A 25,997-nucleotide genomic window follows, 5' to 3' on the forward strand; every position below is an offset into this window, starting at 1 on the left:
CCCTCCTGCACTCGTCACTCCACACACCCCCGCACGGTTTCCGAGGCACGACCGTCGTCGCGCCGCAGCATCACGTCGATGCAGACGGTGCCCGCTGCTGCGGGGACCGTCGCGGTCGCATCCGGTGTCTGGTGCGGATCGACCTCTCCCGACACCGCGACCGGTGTCCAGATGAACGAGTCGCCCTCGAGCGGACTCGGATTGGTCCAGGTGAACACGATCCGATCGCCCTCGCGCGCCCCGGAGATCTCGGTGACCTTCGGCACGACATCCGTGCCGACGTCCTTCGGCTCGACGGGCTGCTCGGTCTCCTGCGCTTCGGGGGTGACCCCCGCCACCAGGAGGTTCATCCCGACGATCCCGCCGACCACGAGTACGACCGCGGCGGCAGCGAGCACGATCCAGAGGCCCTTGCGACTGCGCGGCGCCGGCGGCTCTCCCGGAGCCGCGACAGGAGCAGCCAACACGGCCGGAGGCGGCGTCGCCTCTTCCGGGGCGACCACCATCGGCGCTCGCGCGATGGTGCGGTCGTCGGCGGAGGGGGCGAGTGGAGCCGCGGCCTTCGGAGTCGGCGGGCGCAACTGGGTCTGCTCGACGAGCGGTTCCGCGGGCGTCGGGGCGTCGAATCGAGGAATGCCCGACAGCGGAACCGGCGGTTCCTTCCGCTGCGTTTGGGCCGAGGGGCGAGTGAACGATGCCAGTTCGGGGTCGATGCTGACGATCTCCCGCACCCGGGTCAGACCGTCGCCGTCGTCCTCCAGGTCTTCCGCCGGCGGATGGTCATCGACGATGTCGATCGGGGTCACCGAGTGGGAGAGCTCGATCTGCACCTTCTGCAGTGCCCGCGCGAATGCCACCGCGCTCGGGAAGCGATCGGCGGGGTTCTTCGCCATCGACCGTTCCAGGAGCCTCTGCAGACTCTCCGGCGAATCCGGCCTCTTCAGTGAGGGGAGAGCGGCGCGCTCGATGCGCTCGATCAGATCGGCGCTCGAGTTGCGTTCGCCGGTCCGCTCGAAGGGCGAACGACCCGCCAGCAGCGTGTACAGCGTGGCACCGAGCGCCCAGACGTCGGTGCGCGGACCACTCTGCGGAGGCTCCGCGAACGACTCCGGCGGAGACCAGGGGATGGACATGCCGGAGGCCTCACCCGTCGCTCCGGTCGTCGATGCGATGCCGAAGTCGGTGAGGGCGGGCCGGTTGTACTCCGTGACGAGGATGTTGGCCGGCTTGATGTCGCGATGCAGCACACCCGCCCGGTGCGCGGTCTCGACGGCTCCGGCGACCTGGATCCCGACGCGCAGCGCCTCGGCGACCGAGAACGGCTCCTTGCGGGAGCGGATCTGGAGGTTCGGCCGCGGGCAGTACTCCATCACCAGGTAGGGGCGACCGTCGCCGGCGACACCCGCCTGGTAGATCGTGACGATGGCCGGATGCGTCGAGAGCATCGCCATCACGTTGGCCTCGTCGGCGAACTCCTGCGCCGCGCCGCTCGAGATGCGGTCGGCGACCAGCACCTTCACCGCGACACGGCGACGCGGCATCTCCTGCTCGTACAGGAAGACATCGGCGAAACCGCCGGTGCCCAGCGGCTCCACATAGGTGAAGCCCGGCAGATCGGGCGGCGGGGAGGGGCGACGCGTCACGGCAGCTCCTCGAACGCGACGGTCACTCCGTCACCGAGATCCACGACATCGCCGGACAGCACGAGCGTCTGCTCCCCGGGATGCAGCCGCACCGGGTCGGCGCCGGGACGGAGCAGGGTGGAGCCGTTCGTCGTGTGCAGGTCGATGACCACGACGGTGTCGCCTTCCGGCCGCACTTCGAGGTGGCTGCGCGAGATGTCCTGCTGCGGGCTCTCGACGGCGATCAGGTGCGGGAGGTTCGCACCGCTCGCACGGGTCGATCGCGGGCGTCGGCCGATGATGACCGTGCGGTCGAGCGCCGCCACCTGCCCCGTGGAGAGACGCACGCGCCCCGTCGAAGCGGTGGACGGCACCGGGGTCACGTCGAGCACGTCCGTCGCGACATCATCGGCGACCGGGGGCTGCTGGCGGAGCGCACGCAGCTCGGCCGCGGAGACGGTCGCCCCGTCATGATCGCCTTCGACCGGGACGGGGGCGGGCGCCGCGGCTGCGGCACCGACGGAGTGCACCGTCGCGCCCCAGAGCTGATCGAAGTCGTCGTCGACGGGCGGTGCGAGCGTCACCTCGGTCGGTGGGAGGAACGCATCCTCGATGACCGGCGCAGGAGTCGGCTCGGGTTCGGGCGCAGGAGTCGGCTCGGGCTCCGGCGCAGGAGTCGGCTCGGGCTCCGGCGCAGGAGTCGGCTCGGGCTCAGGAGTCGGCTCGGGCTCCGGCGCCGGTTCGGGCTCCGGCACCGGCTCGGGCTCCACGGCCACCGGCTCCGGGGCCTGCACGGCGGCAGCGGGTTCGGCGAGCACGGGGGCCGGGCCGAGCGTACTGGTCAGCGGATCGGCGTCGCTCGGCTCGAGTTCGGCGCTCACCGCGGCAGCTCGCACGATCCCGCTCTGCACGGGGAGGCCCTCGGCCTCGGTCGTCGTCGCAACCGTGATGTCGATCGTCGTCGCGCCACCGAGGAACCGCTCGTTCCAGGTGGTGACGTCCGCCCCGGACAGCTCGAGGGATTCCGTCGCGGTCGTCACGTGTGCCGAGACGTCACCTCGGAGGGCGATGCGCACGTCTCCTCCCTCGGCGACGGCGGCGACGAACGACGGCAACGACGTGAAGGACCGGCCCGCCTGCGTCGTCAGGAGATCGACGACCGTTGCGAGCGTCTTCGCCTCCGGCAACCGTTCCCACAGCCGGGCGACGACATCGCCGGGGACATCGGGCGGGAGCGCGACGAGCGCGCCGGGGATGACGATCAGGTACCACTGTCCCGGTCGGTAGATGGTCTGCATCAGCGAACCCCTCCTGCTGTGGCTTCTCGTGGACGCGTGTCGGCGTCGATGTCGTCGTCGTCGGTGGCCGTCAGCGTTCCCGGCCGCGACGCGACCGAGACCGCGTCCACGACGATGACGGTGATGTTGTCTCGGCCCCCGGCGCTCACCGCATCGGCCGTCAAGGCGTCGGCGGCCTTCTGCGGATCGGATTCCGAGGCCAGCACCTCGCGGATACGCGTGTCCGGCACTTCGGAGGTGAGACCGTCCGAGCAGACGAGGATGCGATCGCCGAGTTCGGCGGGGAACATCCAGTAATCGGCGTCGCCCGTGCTGCTTGCACCGATGGCGCGGGTGATGATGTTCCGGCGGCGATCCGAGACGGCATCTTCGACGGAGAGCTCACCGGACTCGATCAGCTCCTGCACCACGGAGTGATCGACACTGATCTGCTCCAGCTCGCCGTCGGCGAGACGATAGGTCCGGGAGTCTCCGATGTTGACCGCGAGCCAGTACCCCATGCCGTCGACCGAGGCGATGACGACACCGCTGAGGGTCGTCCCAGCGCGTCCGTTGCCCGAGGTCGACAGATCCTCGACGCTCGTCCGCGAGACGGAGAGGGCGTGCCGGACGTCGTCGAGCTCGAGCGCCGGTCGACCGATGTACCGGGCGAACTCGGCGATGACGGCGGCACTCGCGCGCTCACCGGCCTCGTGCCCGCCCATCCCGTCGGCGACCAGGAACACCGGGGCCGAAGCCAGATGCGCGTCTTCGTTCAGCGCGCGCCGGAGCCCCGGATGCGTCGCCGACCCGGTGGAGACGACGAGTCCCGGCCTCATGCGTATCCGCCGATCGTCACGATGCGGTCGCCGATCTCGATCGCGTCGCCCAGACGCACCGGCACCCGCTGCCCGGCCGGGCACGCGATGCGCTGGCCGTCGCGGACGATGGTCATCCCGTTGGTCGAGTGGCGATCCCGCACCCATCCGCCGGAGGTCTCGGCGGCGGCCTCGAAATGCGTCTTGGAGAGCGACAGCGTCTCGTCGCGCACGGGTACGAGCGTCGCGCCCTCCTCCGGGGCGGGGTTGCGGCCGAAGATGGTGCGCCGCGAGACGGAGACCCGTGTGCCGTCATCCCACGTGAAGACCAGACGATGGCCGGGGACGCTGATCCGGGTCTCTTCGAGATCGTCGTCCTGTTCGACGACCTCCGGCGCTGCCGGCGCGGGTGCCACCGGGAGCGGCGGGACCGGCGGAGCAGCGACCGGCGCCGGAGGTGCGGGCGGCGTCACGGGAGCCACGGGGTGCTGCTGGACGGTCGCATCGAGTTCGGGCTCGAGCTGTGCGGGAGGCTCCGACCGCGGCGGCGCATCCTGGGTGATGCCCGGGACGAAGGCGATGAGGGATCCGCTCTCGGCCACCGGCGCAGGGGGCGCAGCCGGCCGCGGCGGGAGGGATGAGGATGCCGGAGCAGCCGGGGCCGGAGCAGCCGGGGCCGGAGCAGCGGGAGCGGCCTGAGCCGGAGCAGCCGGGGTCGGAGCAGCGGAAGGAGACTGCGGGAGTCCAGGGATCGCGGGACCGGTCGTCGGTGTAGCAAGGCCCGGCGCAGAGGCGGACGAGGAGGAGGTAGCCTCGGACGCCGATCCGACGGGACCCGTCTTCCGCGCATCCAGGATCAGAGAGCCTGCGACCTTGTCGTGCCACCCCTGGAAGCGCCCCGACCCGTCGAAGAGCGGAGTGAAGTACCCCACCACGACGGCCGCGGCGAGGCCGAAGATCACGTTGCGCAGCAGTGCGCGCCCGAAGCCGAGCGGGCCGCCGTCCGCAGCGGCGACGAGCCGCACGCCTTGGGCGCGCATGCCGATCGAGCCGGCCCCTGCCTGCATGACGGTGTAGACCACAAACCAGCCGAGCAGCACCAGGCTCACCACCGGACCGCCGACGAGGAGGACTCCCACCATCCCCTCGACACTGCCGGTGAGCGACGCGGCGACCAGGAGTCCCCCGCCGAGCACGATCGCGAGGCCCCCGGCGATCAGGGCATCGATGACATAGGCGACCGCGCGACGGGAGAGGGGCGCGATCTGATCGAGCGCAGGCTGCGTCATGGGGTCTCACTCTCGGAGGACGGGGGCGTCGTGCTGTTCTTGATGGTGCCAGGTTCGCGGCGTACGCGCGCGGTCGCGGCGTCCTTGAGGCTCTGCAGGCCGTTCGAGATCGCGGTGCCGCCGACGAGCGAGCGAACACTCAAGCGCGCCTTCACGCGCTTCCAGAAACCGGCGTCCTTGCCGAGACCGCCGACGATGCCGTCGACCTCGTGCCAGAAGGACTCGACGTCTTGTGGGCTCGGCTCTGTGGGACCGAACACCTCGGCGTCGGCCCGCTCGGCGAGCGCGGTGACCTGTGGAACCGTCAGCGCGGTGGCCACGACCTCGGCTTCCTCGGTCCGGGTGCCTCCCGGCGTGAGCCGCGCACCGTAGTCAATCGCGCGATCGGTCAGCTCGTCCCACCCGCCACTGATGCGGTCGGCGGTGCGCGCGGCGGCGCGGCGCGACCGACGCTTCGCCGCCTTCCAGGCGCCGATCACGATGAACGGCGACGCGAGGAGCGCGATCACCGCGAGCGAGATGCCACCGATCACGAGGATCGCACCGATGATGCCGGCGAGGTTCAGGCTCTCGTCCTCGGACTCCCGGTCGTCGGGAAGGGTGGGCGGCAGATCGACGGGTTCCTGCGGCGGGGGTGGCGGCTGCAGCACCTGCGGCTTCGGGTCGACGCGGGGCTTGGTGTTCTGGTCGTTCGGCACCTGGTCTTCGGGCGGAGTCGGGTTGAAGGTCACCCAACCGATGCCCTCGAAGTTCACCTCGACCCAGGCGTGGACGTTGTCGCCGGTCGCGGTGAACACCGCTTCCCCCGCCTGCTCCTCGTCGGGGTAGTACCCCATGACGACGCGCGCCGGGATGTCGAGTTGGCCCGCGAGCAGCGCCATCGCCACGGCATACTGCTCGTCGTCACCGATCATCTGGTCGGCACCGACCAGCGTCGAGATGCGCTCGGCGGTGTGGCCCGCACGGGACAGCACCTCCCCCTCGAGCCCGTGGCTGAAGAAGCCGCCCTCGGAGAGGAAGTTCTCCAACGCCCGCACCTGCTCGATCGGCGTCTCCGCACCCGACACGGTCTCCGCCGCGAGCGAAGTGAGCTCTTCCGGCACGTTGCTCGACGTCGGCAACGCCACGTTGCCGAACGGCACCTCGGCGAGCTGTTCGTCATCGGGGACGGCGGGCACGACGGCATCGACGACGTACTCGTCACCCTGGGTGAGCTTCGGCGTCGCCACCGCGGTACCGGTCACGGTGTTGACGTACGTGCCACGACGCAGGTCTTCGGCGCGCGCCCCCTCGAACCGGATCTCGGACAGCTCTCCGGCGGTCGGCATCCAGACACCGCGGTAGCCGTCGATCGCGAACTTCAGCGTGACCGGGACGCCCTCGGCATCCGGTGCCATGTTGGAACGCAACGGTGCGAACGCGCTCGACGACGTCGGGCCGCCGTCCGTGACGTTGTAGACCATGCCGTCGAACTGATCCATGACCGCGGTGCGGATGCGTGCGCCCTTGGGGAGGCCCTGCACCGTGAAGAGGGTCTCGGAGGCCTCGTCGCGCACGTTCTTGCGGAACGCCTGCAACGGGCTCGGGTAGTCTCGGATATCGAACGGCGGGATGATCACGTCGCGGAACACGTGCCGCGGCTGTGCCGGGTTCGCGACGGCGCTCGCGGCGACGCCGGTGCCTGCGGCGACCGCCAGCACGGCGACGCCCGCCAGCAGCCGTCGGGTGCGCATCTGGGTCGCACGCGAAGGGTCGACCTCGCTGACGGAGACGGCCATGTTCTGTGGTGCCCACAGTTGCCGCAGAGCGAGCCACGACATGCTCACCACGGCGAAGACGAGCCCCTGCACCAGGGGGAATGCGGGCTCCGGTGTGCCGAGGGCGATGACGAGCATCAGCAGTACCCCGGCCGGGAGCAGTGCCCAGGCGACCTGTGGCAGCCGGAGCGCGAGAGACGCGGTGAGCGTGGTGACGACGAGCGCCAGCAGGAACGGGACCACGAGGTGTCCGTCGACCGCGGCCACGGGGGCGACGGTGGTGAGCATCTGCTTCCAGGCGGTGACGGTCCCCACCGCGAGCTTCTGCAGCGTCTCGATCGTCGGGATGAAGCCGAGGATGGAGGTCTGCGGGAGCGCAAGGGCCCCGCCGAAGACGAAGTAGGCGGCGACCGTGAGCCCCGTCGTGATCAGGATGCCCCATCGTCGCCACGTCGCGACGGCCGCGATCGCCAGCCCGATCAGAATGCCGCCGACGGCGGCCGGGAGGAAGGACGGACCGGCGAACGTCGGCCAGAAGCCGATCAGCGCGGTCGTCACGAGGAGTGCGGTCGCTCCCAGATCGAGGATCCATCGGCGCACGGCGAGACCCCCGGGGCCGGCAGCAGGCACGGTCATGCGAGAACCTTCTGCAGAGCGAGCGGAATCTGTTCGAGCGCGCCGACGGTGACCACGTCCGCGTCACCGATCCGCCGAAGCGTCGGAGCGGACACGCTGGTGTCGGCGACGACGGCCAGCGCCTTCGCGCCGAAGGGCAGCCGCGAGCACGCGAGGCGCAGATCGTCGGAGCGCACCCGCGAGCCGCACACGAGCACCACCACACTGGCGAGAGGCATCGTGACCGACACGATCCCGGCGAGGTCGGCGATGCCGCCCTCGCGCGGCTTGCTGCTCTCGACGGCGGAGAGGGAGTCCAACAGCTGCTTACCGGTGCCGGCCGGGAGCTCACGTCCCTGCACGCGCACGTCGACGCGCTGCGAGTCGCGGAGCGCGCGGAGGCCGATCGAGCCCGCGGCCGAGATACCGAGCTCGAAGTCCTCGGCGGTGGCGTAGTCGGACAGCGAGCGCGACAGACCGATCACGAAGTGGGAACGCCGCGTCTCCTCGTACTGGCGGACCATCATCGTGCCGGTGCGGGCGGTCGAACGCCAGTGCACATGACGCAGGTCATCGCCAGGCTGATACTCCAGAAGCGCGTGGAAGGAGACGTCGTCGCGCGAGAGGTCCGTCGCCGGAAGCCCCTCCAGGTCGCGCAGGTAGCCGAGCGACTGTCCATCGAACAGCACGGTGCGCGGATGCACGAACAGGTCCACCGGGTCGTCGCGGCGGTGCGCCCGTTCGAAGAGACCGAGCGGGTCTCCGCGTACGACGCTCACGGGGCCGACCTTGACGACGCCGCGCTTCTGGGTCGGGATGGCGAAGAGCTCCTCCGCCTCCTCTCCGGGGGCCAGGCGCTGGATCCCGAACTCCCCACGACCGGCACCCACCGGGAGCACCACGCGCGAGGGCAGGATCGCCCTGCTGCCACGGTTGGCGAGGGTGAGTGCGCCGACCGCGCGCTCCCCCACCACCACACGGGTGCGGGCGAGGTCGAGCGACACGTCGTAGGCGGTGCGGCCGATGAGGAACAGCGCGCACAGAGTGACGGCGATCGCGATCACGACGGCGGCGACCGTGAACTCCGCCCAGCCGGCGATCTGTCCGAGCACCCAGAACACGATGGCGAGGGACATCAGCACCCAGGCGAGCGGACGGATCGCCGCGGTGATCTTCCGGAGGCGTGTCAGGGCACGGGCACCGAGGACGGCCGCGATGTCACGCCATCCGGCGTCGCGTTCCGTCGGCGGTGTCGACGCCTGAAGGGCCTCCGCGGTCATCAGGCCGCCGCTCGTGCCTGGGGAGCCGCGACGCCGTCGAGCACGCGGGCGATCACGGTGTCACTGCTCGTGCCGGCGAACTCCGCCTCGGCGTCGAGCAGCAGACGGTGCTGCCACACGGGCCGCGCGAGCGCCTTGATGTCGTCGGGGAGAACGAAGTGACGACCCTGGGCGGCGGCCCACACCTTGGCGATGCGGACCATCGCGATCGCGCCGCGCACCGAGACACCGAGCCGGATCGCGTCGTCCTCACGGGTCGCTTCGGCGAGCTCGGCCACGTAGCGGAGCACAGCGGGCTCCACATGCACGGTGGAGGCGAGGTCGGCCATGTCGGCGACCGCACTGGTCGTGATGATCGCGGAGAGTCCGGCGGAGGGGTTGCGGTCCGAGGCTCCGGCGAGGATGCTCTCGGTGACCGCGAGGTCGGGGTAGCCGATCGAGGTCTTGATCAGGAAGCGGTCCAGCTGCGCCTCGGGAAGCTTGTAGGTTCCCGCCTGCTCGATGGGGTTCTGCGTGGCGATCACGAGGAACGGGCGACCGGTCTCATGCGTGACGCCGTCGACCGTGACGCGGGACTCCTCCATGACCTCCAGGAGCGCCGACTGGGTCTTCGGCGAGGCGCGGTTGATCTCATCCGCCAGCACGATCGATGCGAAGATCGGTCCCTTGTGGAACTCGAACCGGTGGGACTGCTGGTCGTAGATGGTCACACCCGTGACGTCGGAGGGCAGCAGGTCCGGCGTGAACTGGATGCGCGCGCTGGTGCCCTGCACGGTCGCAGCGAGGGCTTTCGCGAGGCTCGTCTTGCCGGTGCCGGGTGCGTCCTCGAGGAGCACATGCCCCTCGGCGAGCATCGACGCGAGCACGAGGCCGACGATCTCCTGCTTGCCCTGCACCGCCTTGTCGATGTTCGCGACGAGGCGGTGGAAGGTGCCCTGGAACCAGGCGGCCTGCTCAGGGGTCATTGTCATGGGAGTACTGCTTCCTCTCGGATGGAAGGGGCGCCGCTACCAGGCACGGCGTTCGTAGTCGGTGTTGCCGATCGTGACCCACACCTCGTAGCCACGGCCACCCGCGCCGTGGAAGCAGCCGATCTCGATGGAGCCGTTGGCGGGGATGTTCCAGCTCGAGCCGCCCGCGAACTTCGGCCCTGCGAGTGGCGCATTGCTGTTGCACCAGACCTGGTACCTCCCGGCAGGGAAGTTCGAGGTGTTGATGACGAACTTCGCGCACGTGCCGTCGGTGCACTGCCCTGGCCAGTTCCCGGCCGTGCCTCTCGTCACCCAGGCACGGGGCTGCGGCGGGGGCGAGGAGGTCGCGGATGCGGTCCCGCTGGGATCGGACCACGCGCCCGTCGAGTCCTGCGCGCGGGCGCGGATCGAGTGCGTCTGGCTGTGCCCGTTCCCGACGTCGGTCGAGCCGGTCTTGCTGACGTTCTGCCAGCCGCCGCCATCGATGCTGATCTGCACGTTCTCGATGGGTCGTCCGTTGTCGGAACCGTTGGCGTTCCAGTTCAGACGCACCTGGGTCGTCAGCCCGTTGGCACTCACCGACGGGGCGTGCGGCTTACCGTACGGCTTGCCGCTCGCCGACTTCGATGCGGCTCCCGCATACGTGGAGCCGCTGACGCTCGCGACGGCGCGCACCTCGACACTGTAGGAGGTTCCGTTGGTCAGTCCACCGATCTTCTGGTTGCCGGGGAGGCCCGACCATCCGCCGCCGTTCAGACGGTACTGGTAGCTGATCTCGTTGCTCGCCGCCCCACCGCTGGAACCGGCGTTGAAGGCGAGGGTGAGACTGCGATCCCCGTCAGTGACCTTCAGGCCCGTCGGCGCTCCCGGCGGGATGACCCCGCGGCGCGGGGCCGACGGCGCACTCATCTCGCCCCACTCGGCCTTGTTGTAGGCCTGGATGCGGTACGTGTACGGGGTCTGGGAGGGCTGGACCTGGATGGCCTGGCTCCGCGCCTCCGGACCGGGCGTCAGCGTGCTCACGACCTGGCCGCCTTGAAGGACCTCGAGACGGTACCCGCGGATGGCGTCACCGTTGTTGTCAGGCGCGACCCAGTTCACCTGCATCTGCGCCTGGTCGCCGACCGGGGAGAGTTCAGTCGTCGTGGGCGCGGCGGGAGCCTTCGGCGGGCCGGCCGGGATCTCGGACGCAGACCAGCCGCTCCAGCTGGAGGGGTCGGGCGCCCTGTTGTGCGCCTGGACCCGCACCTGGTAGTCCGAGCCGTTCTCGAGCCCCTCCCACGTGGTGGAGTTACCCGTGACCTCCTTCTGCGTGACGCCGGACGGCGGCGCGGGCGAGATCTCGAGCGTGTACCGCTCGACCGGTGAGCCCGGGGTGCTCGGCGTCTTCCAGGCCACCTTGAGGGACTTGTCCCCGAACACGAGGGTGGGCGGGTTCGGTGTGTCGGGACGCGCATCGGGCCGCGCCGGGGCGGAGGCCGCGGAGGGCTGCGACTCGCCCACACGGTTGGTCGCGGTCACCTGGAACGTGTATTCCACATTGTTGGTGAGGCCGTCGAGCGTGCACGTCGTGGACTGGCACTCCTTGGTGTACGGGTTCCCGCCCACGGACCTCACGGTGTACTTCGTGATCTCGGCGCCGTTGTTCGACGGCGCGGAGAACGACACCACGACCGTGCGGTCCTGCACGCTCGCGATGACCGGAACCCCGGGCGCGTCCGGAACGTCCTGCACCGTGACGACGATCTGTCCGTTGACCTCCCGATCGGGGTCCTCCGTCGCGTCCTGGATGCGATAGCGGACGACGAGCGTGCCCACGAACGACTTCGACGGGGTGATGGTCACCTGGTCGTCGGTGAAGCCGACCTCGCCGCCGCCGGACTCGGTCACCGCGGACACGATCTTCAGCGGGGTCTCGGGGAACGGGTTGAAGTCGTTGGCGAGAGCGGGGACCGTGATGGTCTCGCCTGCATCCGCTTCGGCGATGGTGTCGGTGTTGGCCGCGGGCATGGGACGGGTCGATGCCGTGACGAGGACGGTGACGGTGCCCTCCACCGGCTCGGTCGTGCCGTCCGACACGCGGAGCTTCAGCGTGACCGTCGTCCCCTTCTTGGCGTTCGACGACGCTTCCACGCGGAGTTCGTCGCCGTCGACCCGCGCGGAGACACCCTTGCCCTCGCCGCCGACGAGTGCGTAGTCGTGCTTCCCCTTGTCTTCGGGGTCGGGGTCGTCGGTCAGCGCGGCGAGGTCCAGCGCGACCGCCGATTCACCGGGCGCGACGTTGACCTGTCCCTGGACGAACGTGGGCTGCTGGTTCTCCGGGGGCAGCACGTTGATCGGGATGCTGAGCGTGGCCTTGCGCCCCTCCGGGTCGTCGGGCCCATCGCCGTCCGTGACCTCGAACGTGAGCGCGTCGGGCCCGAAGTAGCCGTCGGCCGACGTGTAGACCAGCGTCTTCGCATCTTGAAGGAGATCTGCGCCGTCGGCGTGGCTCGCGCTGATCTTCGCCTTCTCGGTGATGACGACGTCGCCGCCGCCCGCCACCGTCACGTACTTCGACAGCGGCAGGATCTCGGTCTCGCCGCTGACCACTTCGAGCGGCTTCGTCGACGTGAGCGTCGGGCGAAGGTCTGCCCGCGAGGGGACGAAGATGAACGCCGACGCCTGCAGGTCGTCGCGGTCGGTGAGGGTGTACCGGATCAACTGCAGCTCGTCCGTGACGGTGACGCGCACCTTTCCGTTCTCGAGCCGTGTGCCGCCTTCGCCGACGTCGACCGTGAGCCGGTCGGTCGTGCCGTCCGGGTCTTCGTCGTTGGCCAGGATGTCAAGGTCCGCGGTCAGTCCGCCGTCCTTCAGATCCGCGGGCTGCAGTCGGTCGTCGCGCGCGACGGGAGCTTGCAGGGGAACGTCTTCATCGACCGTGATCTGCAGGGTCGCCATCGCCGTCGCCCCGCGGGAATCCGACACGGTGTACTGCAGCGAGGTCTCGGTGGGCGCGTCGGGTGCCTGAACGAGCACGCGGTCACCGGAGACCCGCGCATCCAACCCCTCCGGAAGCTCGAGCCCGTCCTTGACGAGGGAGACCTTGTCGCCCTCGGGATCGGAGTCGTTCGCGAGTACGGGGACGGCGATCTCACGCCCCGGTCGCACGACCACGGCATCCTTCACCGCATACGGCGGCTGGTTGATCTCCTCCGCGGGGGCGATGCCGACGCGGATCGTGGCGACGCCCTCCTTGCCGAGTCGATCGCGCACGCGGTACTTGAACACGTCGACGCCGGACGCCCCGTCGAACGCCTCGTACGTGAAGTAGTTCGGCCCGTTGAGCACCCGTCCCTTGCTCGGGCTCGAATCGAGGCCGACCAGCTCCACGGAGTCGCCGTCGGTGTCGATGCCGTCCAGCGGCACCGCGATGTTCACCTCGGTGCCGGCGAGCGTGCGCGCCACGAGGTCTTGAGGACGCGGAGCGGCGTTCTTCTCCTCGTCGATCGGCAGGATCTGGATGGTGACGTAGCCGGCGGCCTTCTGCTGGCGCGAGTCGACGACCTCATAGGTGAGGTACACCGTCTTGGCCTCCGGGCCCGCTTTGAAGCGCACCGCGTCCTGCGAGACGAACGCCTCGCCGTCTTCCGGGTCGACGAAGGGCTCGATGAGCTCCGGCTCGAGGTGCATGACGTCGTCGCTGGGATGCGTGTCGTTGTCGAGCACCGGGATCGTGACCACATCGCCGGCGCGCACGGTCGCTGTATCCGGGTTGGCGATCGGCTGGAGGAGTTCGTCCGGCGCGGGGATGGGAATCACCACGACCTCACCCTCGGCCGACTTCGAGCCGTTCGAGATCCGGTACTTGATCCGCACCTGCTCCTCGAGCGCTCCCTGATCGGTGATGCGCAGCGTCTCGTGGTTGAGCACCGAGACCGAGATCCCGCTGTTCGGCTCCAGCGACACCGACTGCACCACGAGGATCCCCCCGCCGGGATCGGTGTCGTTGTTGAGCACGCCGAGCAGCACATCGCCGCCGGTGGGCAGGAGCGCGACGTCACGAACGGCGACCGGCGGGAGGTCGGTCTCCGATTCGGGCATCACGTCGACGCGGACGAGACCCTCGCCGTTCTTGGGCCCGGTGGTGACCTGGTACTGCACGTAGTAGACCCCGGCCTTCTCCGCCATGAAGGAGAAGGTCTTGTTCGGGGTGTTCGGGATGATCGTCGCGCCCGGGGTGTCGAGGACCCGGCTGAGGCGCAGCGGCTCGCGGGAGGTGCTCGTGTCGTTCGCCGTCGGCGCGATGGTGACCTGTTCGCCCACCTTGGTGATGACGTGGTCGGCGTTGGTCTTCGGGTTGGTCGAGCCCTGCGGCCGGACATCGAGCGCGATCGTCGACGTGCCCAGCTTTCCGAAGGCGTCCGCCACGGTCACCTGCACGTCTTTGCGTCCTTGCAGGCTGGCGGTGGCCTTGTAGGTGATCTGACCGTCCTTGCTGAAGTCGACCTCGTCGCCGGGAGCCGCGATCACCTCCTTCAGATAGATGTCGTCGCCGTCGGGGTCGATCCAGTCGGGGAGGATGTTGTACGAGATCGTGCCGCCGGTCTCCACGGCGAGCGCGGTCTTGCGCTTGGGCGTCGGAGCGCCGTTCTCGTTCCAGTCGTGCACGGCGAGCGACACGACGGCCGTGTCTTTGCCTCCGCGCCCGTCGTCGACCTCATAGGTGAAACTCGCGGTACCGGAGGCCTTCTCTTCGACGGCGATCTGGAGCGAGCCGCCGTTGTTGATCGGCTGGACGGTGCCGATCGCGGGCTGCGCCTCGGCGAGGGCCGCGACGAGCACATCCCCGTCGGGGTCGTTGTCGTTGTCGAGCACGGGGAGCAGCGTCGTGGCACCCGGCCGCACGCCGTAGGAGTCGTCCTCCGCGATCGGCGGGGTGTTCTGCTCGCTGCGCTCCGGAAGGGTGGTCTCGACGGTCTCCTCGGTCGAGTCCTCCTCGTTCTCCGTCTCGCCCTCGGGCGGAGTCAGGTCGTTCCAGTTGTCGACGCGCTGCAGGCTCTCGTTGGCCATCCAGGCGGCACCGCCGACGGCATCGTTGAGGATGATCACGTCCCGGTTCACGCGGAAGGTCAGGTTCGCGGAATCCTCTGCTCCCTCGATCGGGGAGTTCACGTCGTTGGAATCGCCGGGGCATTCCCGGATGAAGGTCGCCGAACCCGCCCAGGCACCGTAGGTGCAGCCGCGGAGCCAGACCGGTGCGGCGGCGGTACCCGCGCTACCGGCCGAGGTCTCTTCGGGGTCGCTGCCGTCGAGCGGCACACGCACCAGAGCGGACGGGGTGGCGATCGCGACCGCGTCGTTCGCGGCGGACGCCTGTTGCAGCACGGCGTCCTTGGCGCCCGGGACCTCTGTGCGGAAGCCGCCCGGGGTCGTGACGACGCCCGCCGCCTCGTCGAACACCACGGGTGTGCGACCCACGGCGGTGATCGTCGGCTTCGCGGCCGCATCGACCTCGCCGACCGAAGCCGTGGAGGTGTCCCGCGGCGCACCTTCGTTGTCGACGGGAACGGTCACGACCTCGCCGCGCTCGGCGGAGAGTGCGAACACCGTGCCGTCGTCGGCGACGGTGACGTCGGCGTTCTCGCCCAGCTCGGCGACGGGTTCCGCCGCCTCGATCTCGAACGACGCGATGCCCTTCACCGGGACGACCCAGAGATCTCCGGACTTCTCATCCAGGATCGCGGCCGTGTTCGCCCCCATCGCGACCTTGGCGGTGGAGGGGATGATCGCCGAGTCTCCGAGCGAGACCCGTGCCGGGTCGATCGCCGTCACGGTCGATGCACTCTCGTCGACGACGAGCACGTTCGCCGCGGCCTGGAGGATGTCGTAGTTCTCGCTCGTGGTGCGCAGACCGCCGTCGAGGACCGTGGACTCGTTGTTGAAGTGCCCGACGAGCAGGCTCGAGGTCTTGGTGATCCAGACGCCGCCGTCGTTCAGGTCGACCTTGGTGGTCGGGAAGCCTTCATACGTGAAGGCCATCGTGGTGAGGGCGATGACCCCGACCGTGACACCCGCCGCGGACGCCAGCGTCTTCGGTCGCGCGCGCATCCATGACAACGCCTTCATTCCCGGTTTCCCCCCCCAGGGTGACACTCTGTGATCACTCGTGCGCGGGCCCGTCTGGCCGACGACGCACCCGTTCATCCTAACCGCGTGCCCGAGAACCGCTCGATGGGGAGTAGTACCCATCGCCGGAGCGGCGTCGAGTCGACCTCGGCGCCGCCCCGGCGATAGGGGGAACGGAACGCTCTCAGCTGCCCGCGCGGCGCCTCCGGGCGAGGAGGAATCCGCCGAGCGCCACGAGCAGCAGGCCGCCGCCGAGGAGGAACCAGCCGGGCTCACCGCCGGTGGCCGCGAGTCCCCCGTCGGTCGACGGTGCATCCGCCCCACCGCCGGAGCCCGGCGCGACGCCACCCTGCCCCTCACCCGCGCCTGTGACGGTAATCGGGGCGGTGACCTCGGTCCCGTCCGGCAGGATCGCCGCCAGCGTGTGGGCACCCGCTGGCGTCGTCGAGGGGATCGTGACGGTCGTGCGGAACGCCCCGTCGGCGTCGGCGGTCGCCACGCCCACCCTCACCGGTGTGGAGCGCAGCTCGATCTCGACCTCGGTGCCGGCAGGGAATCCGGTGGCCGCGATCGTGACCCGACCGCCCGCTGCGACGCTCTGCGTGCTCAGTTCCAGGGCGGGATCGACGGGATCGACGGGATCGACCGGCGCCGCCGTCGGCCGTGGGACGTCGATGTGCTTGATCTCCGTCGCACCGGTGGAGGAGAAGGAGTACACCGTGACCCGCACGCGGTCGTCGTACAGCGCGGCGCGCAGTCCGACCGGATCGGCACCGCCGACGGCCTTCTCCTCCCAATCGCCGCTCGGCCCGTACATCGTGGTCACCGCTCCGGTGTTCACGACCGTCGGGGCATGGGCGAGGCTCGGATCCGTCCGTAGCTCGGCGCTCCAGTCGTTCAGCGTCGGCGACCAGTGGGTGTGGCCGTTGAACATGATGACGTTCGGGTTCTGCGCGAGGAGCGCGGCGAAGCGAGCCTCTTCCTGGCCGTAGTCGTTCTTGTAGAACCGCGCGTACGACCCCGATACCGAGTAAGGCAGCAGGTGGTGCGAGAACAGCAGCACCGGCTTGTCCTGGGCACGCCAGTGCGCGAGCCGGTCGCGCAGCCAGGTGAACTGCTCCTGGCTGAAGTCGATGAACGGGCCCGAACCGGTCTTCGCCGCGTAGTCGTAGAACTCGCTCCCGATCCAGATCAGGGGAAGCTGCCCGTCGACGAGGACCTCTCCCCACAGACCGCCCTCCCCGCCGACGTCACGCATACCGGTCGAGTCGAGGAAGCGCTTCTGATACACCGCCGATCCTTCGCTGCCGTAGTACTCGTGGTTGCCGATCGTCGAGACGACCGTGCCGTAGTCGCCCCCGCCCCCCGCGGCGAGCGCCGACAGATAGGAGGTGTAGTTGGCGGTCGACCCCGTGCTGACGAGATCGCCGTTCGACACCAGCACATCGGCCGCCTGCGGCATCGCACGGAACCCGGGAAGCACGTTCTGGCTCAGCCGGGTCGTCGCTCCTTGCACGTCGCTGAAGATGTCGACGACCGCGTCCGCCTCGACCCCCTCGGCGAGCGGGGCGAGCGGGCGCAGCACCTGCACGTCGTCGAGCATCCACGACCCCGCGGCGCTCGCGGCCTCGAACCCGAATCGAATGCTCATCGACGACGCGCCCGCGGGCACCGCGACCGGCAGACGGAGTCGCGCGGACTCCTCATCCGCGTCGGAGAGCTCGCGCAGCACCGCCTCGGTCCCGTCGTCGAAGAGGGCCGTCACCGATCCCTGCTGTGGTCCGCCGCGCTTGCGGTAGTGGCTGTCGAGGCGCACCTCGAGCGTGTCCCCCGCCGTGACGGCGATCGGTGCCGATGTCAGGGTGCCCGAGAACGCCCCCTCCGTCGCTTCCGCCACCGCGATCCGTCCCGAGGCCCGGGTGAACGCGTGTCGGCGGTCGGTTCCGTACTGCCCGACCACGCTGTCGAGAGTCGACAGCGACCACGCACCCGTCGTGGTCCAGGTGTCCTTCTCGAAGCCGTCGAACCAGAGCAGCGGTTCGGTGGTCGCCGAGTCCGGATCGCCTGCCGCGAGCACCGTGATCTCGAGCGACGTCGAGACGATGCCGGCGCCTCCGAGCGACAGCGCCACGTAGCCGGGGGCGAGGTCTTCGGGCAGGGTGACGGAGAACGAGGTCTCCCCGGCGGCGTCGGCCACGGGGATACCCGGGATCGGAGTGGCGGAGTCCCCCCACGTCGCGGTCAGCTGCTGGCCGGGGCGGAGGCCGCCGATCGTGACCGGCACTGTCGCACCCGCCGTCGCGACGGGCTTGGACGCGGAGAGGATTCGCGGTGTCGAATCGGCCGGTGGCGCCTCGCTGATCTGCACGTCGTCGATCATCCAGAACCAGTTGTTACTGCTCTCGGCATACGACCAGCCCACCGTGACGGCGTCGACTCCCGCCGGCACCGGGATCGAGACATCCACCTGCTCGTCGAGCCGGTTCCGCGCGAACGACTCGACCACGACGGGCGCTTCGTCGTCGAACCGAGCCACCAGCTGAGCGGTCTGCGGTGCCTGTCCCTGCTTGTAGTGGCTGTCGAAGACCACCCGCACCGCCCCGTCGCCGCTCTGGAGGTCGACCTCGGGAGCCCACAGGACCGAGCTGAAACGCCCCTGCGTCGGCCGGTTCGCGTCGGAGTGCACGACCGCGGTCATCCCCTCCGCGCGGGAGAAGGAACCGCGGTCTCCGCTGTTCCCCCACGCCGACACGACCTCGGCCGGCGTGTGGAACGACCAGCCCTGCCACTCGGTGCGCATGCCGTCGACATTGGTGTTGTCGACCGACCATCCCGCCGGCGGCTGCGTCGCAGTGGCATCGGTGAAGCCTTCGTCGAGCGGCGGGGCCGCGGCGAGCGCGGGTGTCGCCGCGATCCCGCCGAGCAGGGTGAGGGCGCACGTCACCGCAAGGGCACCGATTCCGCGTCTGGTTCTCATGTCTCTTCCTTGGAGTTGGTCGACCGCACATCTCGGCCGAGGCAGGGTGGAGAATCTCCGGGTCTCTTCTGAGCATGCGGAGCGAAAGTAGTCATGACAACTTTTTGCCGCAGTATTCTCAAAGTGTTCACCGACATGAGGCAGAGTGGGCCTGACTGGCAGCGTCGAGGAGCGAGAAGTCATGACAACGGGAGCGAGGACGCGAATGCGCAGACCGCTGCACGAGCAGCTGTACGAACAGATGCGCGATCGCATCAGGAGCGGTGAGTGGCCCGAGGGCGAACGGGTGCCGAGCGAGCACTCCCTGATCGCCGAGTTCGGCACCTCGCGGGGGCCGATCAGGCAGGCGCTGGCGACCCTGCGCGCAGAGGGCGCCGTCGACGGCGGACGGGGCGCACCGCCGCGCGTACGGCGACTCGTGCCGACGCAGTCCTTCCAATCGTTCGTCTCGTTCACCGACTGGGCGCGGTCGATCGGACGCCGCCCCGGACAGCGGGTCATCGAGGCCGCCCGGCGTCCGGCATCGGAAACCGTCGCCGATGATCTCGGCGTGGAACCGGGGGCGGCGATCGTGGAGATCGTGCGGTTGCGGCTGCTGGACGACGAGCCGGCGATGCTCGAGAGGTCGGCATTCCCGTTCGCCGTCGGAAAGCTGCTGTTGGCGGCCGACCTCGATACGGGGAGCATCTACCAGACGATGCAGGAGCACGGATGCGCCCCCGTCCGCGCACGCCATGTCTTCGACGCCGTCCCCGCGGACGACCTCGATGCCGTGGCGCTCGCGGTCTCGGTGTCGACGCCGCTGCTGCGGGTGCGGCGAACGGCGTGGGCCGAGGACGGCTCCCTCGTCGAGGTCGCCGATGACCGCTACCTGCCGACGATGGCCAGTTTCGCGGTCGAGAACACCTCCGACGCGCGCTCCGCACTCACGCGGGAGACCGGCGAACGCTGAACCTCGCGGTTCCGATGATCAGGCGCGCCAGCATCCCGCGATGTGGTCGTCGACCATCCCCGCCGACTGCATCAGCGCATACATCGTCGTCGGACCGACGAAACGGAAGCCTCGTCGTCGCAGCTCCTTGCTCAGCGCCGTCGACTCCGGCGTGACAGCGGGGACATCGCTGAACGACGCCGGTCGGGTACCGGATGCCGGCGGCGCGAACGACCACATCAGCTCGTCGAGCTCGCCTGTTCCCATCGAGCGGACCAGCTGGGCGTTGCCGATGGTCGCCTCGATCTTCGCGCGATTCCGGATGATTCCGGCGTCTCCCATCAGGCGCTCGACGTCGTCTTCGCCGAACTCCGCGACGATCTCGGGCTCGAACCCCGCGAAGACCTCACGGAACCGCGGCCGCTTGCGCAGGATCGTGATCCACGACAGTCCGGCCTGGAAGCCCTCGAGCGCCATCTTCTCGAACAGCGCGCGGTCGCCGTGCAGCGGCGTGCCCCACTCCTCGTCGTGGTAGCGGCGGTACTCGGCGTCGTCACCCACCCAGGCGCAGCGGTCACGGGCGTCGGGTCCGGTGAGGAGAGAGCTCATCCGCTCAGGCTATCCGCCAGGACCGACACCGCCACGGGCGCCTGCCGCCTGCCGCCTGCCGCCCGGACCCCGCGTCCCCGTCTCCGTCTCCGTCTCCGTCTCCGTCGACACCCCCACCCACCGTCGGCACCCCCGCCCACTCGCGTGTCTCAGAGGGGGTCCCACACGGAGAGGGGGTCTCGACACGGAGAGGGGGTCTCGACACGGAGAGGGGGTCTCGACGGCAAGAGGCCTGACGAGGCGAGCGGACCGTCGACCGCACACATACCTATCCACCGCCGACGCCCCCGCCCACCGTCGGCACCCCCTCTCACTCGCGTGTCTCAGAGGGGGTCCCGACACGGAGCGGGGGCCTCGACACGGAGCGGGGGTCTCGACACGGAGAGGGGGTCCCGACGGCGAGGGGGGCGGGGGCGAGCGGGGTCAGCGCTTCTTCTTCAGGGCCTTCTCCTGGATGGGAGCCTGCCCGGTCGCCGCGAGGTCGGCGTAGTACGCACGCGCCTCGTCCTGACGCTGCTTCTCGATGCCGCTCGCGATCGGTGCACGCACATGCTCGGGCTCATAGCCGAACGCGTTGACCAGGTCGAGGGCGTACGGGCGCAGCCGCGCGCACAGACGGTCGATGTAGCTCGACACGGCCGCTGCGCGCTGGGTCGACAAGCGTCCGTTGATCAGGTGCCAGGCGAGGTGCTTCTCGATGAGCTGCAGCCCGAAGAGGTCACGTAGCCACGTGAGGACCTTCTTCGTGTCGGGGTCGTCCATCTGATGCACGGCGTCGGTGAACGCCTCCCACTGCAACAGCTCTCCGTGCGCACGAGCGGCTTCGATGAGTTCCGCCTGGTTCTCGTTGAACAGACGCGCGCCGAGCACCTTGTCCTTCGCCCCCGGACGCAGCCGAGCCGCGATGTCGGCGACCATCTGCTGCACGCGCCCGGCGAGCAGGTCGTGCTGCTGCTCCTCGCGCAGCCCCCGCTCGACCGAGCGACTCACCTGACCGAAGTCGGAGACGGCCTGTCCGAGCTGACGGAGCCCCGCGCCGTGGAACACCTTGCCCGCGGTCATTCCGACGGCGAACTTCGCCAGCGCCGCCGCGTCCTTGCCCTGGAACTGCTTGGCGTAATCGGTGAGCAGGCGCTTGCCGACCAGCTGCAGGAGGACGTTGTTGTCGCCCTCGAACGTGACGTAGATGTCGAGGTCCTGGCGAAGGCCGACCAGACGGTTCTCGAACATGAAGCCGGCCCCACCGGTGGCTTCGCGCGCCTCCTGCAAGGTGTCGAGCGCATGCCAGGTCGAGAGCGGCTTGAGGGCGGCCGCGAGCGTCTCGAGGTCCTCCCGGTCGGCCGGGGTGTCGGTGCGGCCGGAGAACACGCCGTCGAACTTCTGCAGGAACTCGTCGTGCGCGAAGATCTGCGCGTAAGTGGTCGCCAGGCGCGGGAGCAGACGGCGCTGGTGCTTGCCGTAGTCCATCAGCACGACTTCCTGGCCGTCTGCTCCGTCGAACTGACGACGCTGCGTGGCGTAGGTGATCGCGATGTGCAGGCCGAGCGCCGATGCCCAGGAGGCCGCGCCGTCGAGGGACACGCGCCCCTGGACGAGCGTGCCGAGCATCGTGAAGAAGCGGCGGCCGGGACTGTCGATCGCGCTGGAGTACGTCCCGTCGGCGGCGACGTCGCCATAGCGGTTCAAGAGGTTGGTGCGCGGGATGCGCACGTGGTCGAACGACAGTCGTCCGTTGTCGATGCCGTTGAGTCCCCCCTTGAGTCCGTCGTCCTCGCGACCGATACCGGGGAGATCGTTGCCGTCCTCCCCGCGCAGCGGCACGTAGAAGCAGTGCACACCGTGGTTGACACCGTTCGTGATGAGCTGAGCGAACACGGTCGCCGCGACGCCATGCAGTGCGGCGTTGCCCAGGTACTCCTTCGTCGCGCCCCGGAAGGGGGTGTTGATGACGAACTCCTCGGTCTCCGGGTCGTACGTCGCGGTCGTGCCGACGGCGGCGACGTCGGAGCCGTGTCCGATCTCCGTCATCGCGAAGGCACCGGGGATCGACAGGTCCATCACGCCGGGGAGCCACTTCTCGTGGTGCTCCTTCGTGCCCAGCTGGAGGATCGCGGAGCCGAAGAGTCCCCACTGCACACCGGACTTGATCTGCAGACTCGGGTCGGCGACCACGAGCTCCTCGAAGCCGGCGATGTTGGCGCCGTTGTTCTCCTCACCGCCGAGCGACTTGGGGAACGCACGGTGCACCGCCTTGTTCTCGACCAGCAGGTGCAGCTGGCTGAGCACGCGCTCGCGGTGCTCGTCTTTGCCGAGCTCATCCTTGCGCCAGAACGCTGAATCCTTGATCATCTCGCGCGCCTGGCGGCGGACGTCACCCCACGTGCCCATCAGGGCATCGTTCACTCGGGCGACGTCGATCTGCGGCGGGGCCGCGATCTCGTGTGATTCATCGGGTGTCGTCGAAGGACGGACGGCAGCGTCGACCATGGGGTTCCTCCAGGAAAGTAGGGAGAACACCATGGTAGGTCTGCGACAAACGTCGAGGAACTCCTCTGTAAGCATCCTCCAACGCGTCGCCGGGATGCCCCCGCCGCCGGTTGTCGCCTCGCGACAGGAACGGCCGAGCCGCCCTCCTACCCACGACTCCGAGAGGGTCGCCGGCGGGAGGACGGCTCGAGAGCGACTACAGCGAGAGACCGTGGCCGAAGCGGAAGAGGGGATCCGCGGTGTCGAACGGGACATCGGGGCGGGAGGCTTCGACAGCGGCCATCGAGCGCGGCAGATCGAACGGCAGTCTGCCGTGCGCCTCGACCGCACCGCTCAGCACGTCGAGCAATGCGGCGCCGGACGCGCCCCAGTTGACGGTCACCGCAGCAGCCACCTCGGCGATGGGGGTGAGGATCGGCGGACGGTCGGCCAGCACGTCGACGACGGTCGGGACCGCGTGTGCAACCTCACGGACGTGGGCGACGAGCTCGGCGGGGAACTCCAGGGATCCCGCGTGGAAGAAGTTCTCGAACATCGTCGCGCGCTCTTCGAACGGTGCCTGCAGGCGGATGATCGCGAGGTCGGCCTCGGCAGGAGTGTCGACGACCTCGCCGAAGGTGGCCGCCACGTCCGCATCGATGCCCTCGAGGTAGAGCTTCGTTCCGCTCGCGAACGGCAGCGCACCGTCGTTGGACAGGACGGTGATCGAGGCGCGTTGCGCGTCCTCCCCCGCGGCGCGGAAGTCCGCGCGTCCGACGATCTCGTCGGCGGCGTCCTCATCCACGAAGGGGTTCTCGAAGAGACCGAGCTCGAACTTCTCCCGCAGGATCCGCCGCGCCGAGACGTCGAGTCGCTCTTCCGTGATCTCGCCGTCGGCGACGAGCTCGAGCAGCAGCTCCGGGTTCGCCTCGCCGCCGAACTGGTCGGCACCGGCATCCAGCACCTTCTTCATGCGCTCGCGAGGCGTGAGGTGTTCGACTCCCCAGGCGCGGGCGGAGAAGGGCTGTCCGAAGATCTCGGAGTCGCTGATCAGCCCCCAGTCGGTGCAGACCACCCCGTCGAACCCGTAGCGCTCCCGCAGCAACCCGGTGATGACCGACTTGTTGAAGCCGAAGCCGACCTCTTCATATTCAGTGCCGACGGGCATGCCGTAGTACGGCATCATCTGGCGCGTGCCGGCGGCGAGCGCATCCTCGAAGGGCTTCAGGTGCAGCTCGAACTCTCCGCCGGGGTACACCTGCTCGCGCCCGTAGGAGAAGTGCGGGTCCTCGCCGTCCTTCTGCGGACCGCCGCCCGGGAAGTGCTTCGTCATGGTCGACACGGATCCGGGTCCGAACGAGGCGCCCTGGAAGCCGCGGATGTACGCGGCCCCGAGCCTGCCGGAGAGTTCCGCATCCTCTCCGAAGGTCGCGGTCTGCCGGGCCCAGCGCGGTTCGGTCGCGAGGTCGACCTGAGGGTGCAGCGCCACGCGGAGGCCGACCGCGGTGTACTCCTGTCGGGCGATGTCGGCGAATCGCTCCACGAGCGCCTCGTCCCGCGTCGCGGCGAGCCCGAGCGTCTCGGGCCACTGCGAGAAGGGCCCTGCGAGGATCGACGCCCCGGGGTTCTCACTGAACGAGTGGCGGGGGTCGGTCGACAGGGTGACCGGGATGCCGAGACCCGTGGATGCCGCGAGACGCTGCAGGGAGTTGTGCCAGGCCGCGATCTCGCGGCCGGTCGGTGCGGCCCCCAGCAGGTTGAAGTGGGTCATCCGCTTGCCCTCGAGGAACTCACGGGCCGAGGGCGTCGCGAACGTGGGGTCGGACTCCTCGAGATCGCCGATCGCGATCATCGTGTGGAAGAGGAGGCCGGCCTTCTCCTCGATCGACATGGCATCCAGCAGCAGCTGTACGCGCTCGTCGACCGGGAGAGCGGCATCGAGCCAGGGACGGACGGTGGTGGCGGTATCGGTCATGGTCACTTAACTCCCTTGATGCGGTAGACGAGGAGGGCACCGGCCAGCGCGACGAGCGCACCGAACAGATACCAGGCCGTGTAGCCGCCGAGTGGCGTGGCGGCGCCGAGCGCGATGATGGCCGGGGCGATGGCCGGCGCGATCGACTGCGGCAGCGCGTTGGCGATGTTGAGCACCCCGAGGTCCTTGGCGGTGTCGGCGGGGTTGGGCAGCACCTCGGTGGCGAGGGCGAGGTCGACCGAGAGGAACGAGCCCGCACCGAGCCCGATGATCGCCTGCGCGACGACGACCGTGGTGACGTCCGGAGCAACGGCCAGGATGACGAGACCGACCACCATGATCACACCGGCGACCGCGACGAACGGACGCCGCTTGCCGATCTTGTCGGAGAGGAAGCCACCGAGCGGCGAGGAGATCGCCATCGCCGCCATCGAGGCGAGGTTGGCCAAGAGGATCGTTCCGACCGCGCCCTGCTCGTCGAGGCCGAACTTGGTGATCAGGTACAGCGGAAGGTAGGTGGCGATGCCCGCGTAGCCGAACATCACGAAGAACTTCGTCAGCCACGTCCAGCCGAAGTCCGGGTGCTTGCGCGGATTGAAGACGAAGGAACCGAAGAAGGTGCCGACCGTGAAGCGCTCCGCCGGCTTCTCTGTGAGTCGACGGTCCTGGAGGACGAGGACGAACACGATCACCAGGATCAGCGCGATCACGGCGGGCACGACGAAGCGCTCGAAGTCACCGGGGAGGAAGTTGACGATGAAGCTCCCGGCGAGGATGCCGATGGGGGTGGTGATACCGATGATGCCGGACACCTTGCCGCGGCTCGAGACGGGCACCTGATCGGGCAAGGTGGCGTTGGCTGCGGCGAGCACCGCGTTCATCGACGCCTGCACGAGGCACCAGGCGAGCAGGACCATCCACACGGAGGTGGCGACGCCGATGATCAGGAATCCGCCGAGGCCGACGATCGCGCCACCGAGGATCCACGGGCGACGCATGCCCCAACGCGACGTGGTCCGGTCGGAGAGCCGACCCACCAGCGGGTTCGCCACGAGCGCGAATGCTGCGCCGATGCTCATCACCAGCCCCAGGCTCGCCTCCGTGCTGACCGGATCGATGTGCTGGATCTTGAACGCCATCGACACCATGACCGGCGTGAGAAGCGCGAGGTACACGCCGAAGTTCACGGCGGCGAGACCAGGCGCGTAGCCGCGCGGCGTCTTCGACGGCGTCGTTCCGGGCGCTTTGAACCCGGTGGTGCCGACCGCAGCCGCGTTCGCGGCGGATGACAACTCTGTCATG

Annotated in this window: 14 protein-coding genes; 1 reads left to right on the plus strand and 13 read right to left on the minus strand. The window is 69.4% G+C overall.

The features are described 5' to 3' along the window. Positions 1 to 14: 14 nt before the first annotated feature. The 9 genes from LVJ59_RS08615 to LVJ59_RS08655 all read right to left on the minus strand — a co-directional run bounded on the left by LVJ59_RS08615 (position 15) and on the right by LVJ59_RS08655 (position 18,714). A complete protein-coding gene (locus tag LVJ59_RS08615) occupies positions 15 to 1,643 on the minus strand; it encodes a serine/threonine-protein kinase (RefSeq protein WP_232762688.1) in 1,629 nt (542 codons plus the stop codon). Further along, a complete protein-coding gene (locus LVJ59_RS08620) occupies positions 1,640 to 2,920 on the minus strand; it encodes an FHA domain-containing protein (protein ID WP_232762689.1) in 1,281 nt (426 codons plus the stop codon). Before LVJ59_RS08620 ends, LVJ59_RS08615 begins: the two co-directional genes overlap by 4 nt. Further along, positions 2,920 to 3,738, minus strand: a complete 819-nt coding sequence (locus LVJ59_RS08625; RefSeq protein ID WP_232762690.1) for a PP2C family serine/threonine-protein phosphatase — start codon at positions 3,736 to 3,738, stop codon at positions 2,920 to 2,922. Before LVJ59_RS08625 ends, LVJ59_RS08620 begins: the two co-directional genes overlap by 1 nt. After that, on the minus strand, positions 3,735 to 5,006 hold the full coding sequence (locus LVJ59_RS08630; RefSeq protein WP_232762691.1) for an RDD family protein: 1,272 nt from the start codon (positions 5,004 to 5,006) through the stop codon (positions 3,735 to 3,737). Before LVJ59_RS08630 ends, LVJ59_RS08625 begins: the two co-directional genes overlap by 4 nt. Then, positions 5,003 to 7,399, minus strand: coding sequence for a transglutaminase-like domain-containing protein (locus LVJ59_RS08635; RefSeq protein ID WP_232762692.1), 2,397 nt, complete (start codon positions 7,397 to 7,399; stop codon positions 5,003 to 5,005). Before LVJ59_RS08635 ends, LVJ59_RS08630 begins: the two co-directional genes overlap by 4 nt. Then, the gene (locus tag LVJ59_RS08640; RefSeq protein WP_232762693.1) at positions 7,396 to 8,658 is read right to left on the minus strand and encodes a DUF58 domain-containing protein; all 1,263 of its coding nucleotides are present in this window, start codon (positions 8,656 to 8,658) and stop codon (positions 7,396 to 7,398) included. Before LVJ59_RS08640 ends, LVJ59_RS08635 begins: the two co-directional genes overlap by 4 nt. Further along, positions 8,658 to 9,629: a MoxR family ATPase gene (locus LVJ59_RS08645; RefSeq protein WP_232762694.1), complete on the minus strand. Its 972-nt coding sequence runs from the start codon at positions 9,627 to 9,629 to the stop codon at positions 8,658 to 8,660. Before LVJ59_RS08645 ends, LVJ59_RS08640 begins: the two co-directional genes overlap by 1 nt. Before the next feature lie 36 nt (positions 9,630 to 9,665). Next, positions 9,666 to 15,719 carry an Ig-like domain-containing protein gene (locus LVJ59_RS08650; protein WP_232762695.1) on the minus strand — a complete coding sequence of 2,018 codons (6,054 nt, stop codon included), beginning with the start codon at positions 15,717 to 15,719 and terminating at the stop codon, positions 9,666 to 9,668. Between the two features lie 202 nt (positions 15,720 to 15,921). Then, the gene (locus LVJ59_RS08655) at positions 15,922 to 18,714 is read right to left on the minus strand and encodes a metallophosphoesterase (RefSeq protein ID WP_232762696.1); all 2,793 of its coding nucleotides are present in this window, start codon (positions 18,712 to 18,714) and stop codon (positions 15,922 to 15,924) included. 205 nt (positions 18,715 to 18,919) lie between these two features. On the opposite strand from LVJ59_RS08655, the gene LVJ59_RS08660 reads away from it, so the two are divergent. Continuing rightward, entirely contained in the window at positions 18,920 to 19,666 is a 747-nt protein-coding gene (locus tag LVJ59_RS08660) for a GntR family transcriptional regulator (protein ID WP_227991958.1), read from the plus strand. Positions 19,667 to 19,684: 18 nt separating this feature from the next. Here LVJ59_RS08660 and LVJ59_RS08665 read toward each other — a convergent pair whose 3' ends face one another. From LVJ59_RS08665 to LVJ59_RS08680, 4 genes are all read right to left on the minus strand, one after another. Continuing rightward, complete coding sequence (locus LVJ59_RS08665) at positions 19,685 to 20,254, minus strand: DNA-3-methyladenine glycosylase I (RefSeq protein WP_131494493.1); 570 nt, start codon at positions 20,252 to 20,254, stop codon at positions 19,685 to 19,687. A 423-nt stretch (positions 20,255 to 20,677) separates the two neighbouring features. Beyond that, positions 20,678 to 22,741 carry an acyl-CoA dehydrogenase gene (locus tag LVJ59_RS08670; RefSeq protein ID WP_047522435.1) on the minus strand — a complete coding sequence of 688 codons (2,064 nt, stop codon included), beginning with the start codon at positions 22,739 to 22,741 and terminating at the stop codon, positions 20,678 to 20,680. A gap of 196 nt (positions 22,742 to 22,937) precedes the next feature. Then, positions 22,938 to 24,695: a glycoside hydrolase family 3 protein gene (locus LVJ59_RS08675; protein WP_232763169.1), complete on the minus strand. Its 1,758-nt coding sequence runs from the start codon at positions 24,693 to 24,695 to the stop codon at positions 22,938 to 22,940. A 2-nt stretch (positions 24,696 to 24,697) separates the two neighbouring features. Further along, entirely contained in the window at positions 24,698 to 25,996 is a 1,299-nt protein-coding gene (locus tag LVJ59_RS08680; protein ID WP_134352884.1) for an MFS transporter, read from the minus strand. Position 25,997 lies beyond the last annotated feature (1 nt).

Origin of the sequence: Microbacterium sp. KKR3/1 (genome assembly GCF_021272365.1) — a bacterium.
Taxonomy (GTDB): Bacteria; Actinomycetota; Actinomycetes; order Actinomycetales; family Microbacteriaceae; genus Microbacterium; species Microbacterium aurugineum.

Coding starts and splice junctions, on each gene's coding strand:
- LVJ59_RS08620 (WP_232762689.1), bottom strand. CDS start 2,920: ATGCAGACCATCTACCGACCGGGACAGTGGTACCTGATCGTCATCCCC.
- LVJ59_RS08625 (WP_232762690.1), bottom strand. CDS start 3,738: ATGAGGCCGGGACTCGTCGTCTCCACCGGGTCGGCGACGCATCCGGGG.
- LVJ59_RS08630 (WP_232762691.1), bottom strand. CDS start 5,006: ATGACGCAGCCTGCGCTCGATCAGATCGCGCCCCTCTCCCGTCGCGCG.
- LVJ59_RS08635 (WP_232762692.1), bottom strand. CDS start 7,399: ATGACCGTGCCTGCTGCCGGCCCCGGGGGTCTCGCCGTGCGCCGATGG.
- LVJ59_RS08640 (WP_232762693.1), bottom strand. CDS start 8,658: ATGACCGCGGAGGCCCTTCAGGCGTCGACACCGCCGACGGAACGCGAC.
- LVJ59_RS08645 (WP_232762694.1), bottom strand. CDS start 9,629: ATGACAATGACCCCTGAGCAGGCCGCCTGGTTCCAGGGCACCTTCCAC.
- LVJ59_RS08650 (WP_232762695.1), bottom strand. CDS start 15,719: ATGCGCGCGCGACCGAAGACGCTGGCGTCCGCGGCGGGTGTCACGGTC.
- LVJ59_RS08655 (WP_232762696.1), bottom strand. CDS start 18,714: ATGAGAACCAGACGCGGAATCGGTGCCCTTGCGGTGACGTGCGCCCTC.
- LVJ59_RS08660 (WP_227991958.1), top strand. CDS start 18,920: ATGCGCAGACCGCTGCACGAGCAGCTGTACGAACAGATGCGCGATCGC.
- LVJ59_RS08665 (WP_131494493.1), bottom strand. CDS start 20,254: ATGAGCTCTCTCCTCACCGGACCCGACGCCCGTGACCGCTGCGCCTGG.
- LVJ59_RS08670 (WP_047522435.1), bottom strand. CDS start 22,741: ATGGTCGACGCTGCCGTCCGTCCTTCGACGACACCCGATGAATCACAC.
- LVJ59_RS08675 (WP_232763169.1), bottom strand. CDS start 24,695: ATGACCGATACCGCCACCACCGTCCGTCCCTGGCTCGATGCCGCTCTC.
- LVJ59_RS08680 (WP_134352884.1), bottom strand. CDS start 25,996: ATGACAGAGTTGTCATCCGCCGCGAACGCGGCTGCGGTCGGCACCACC.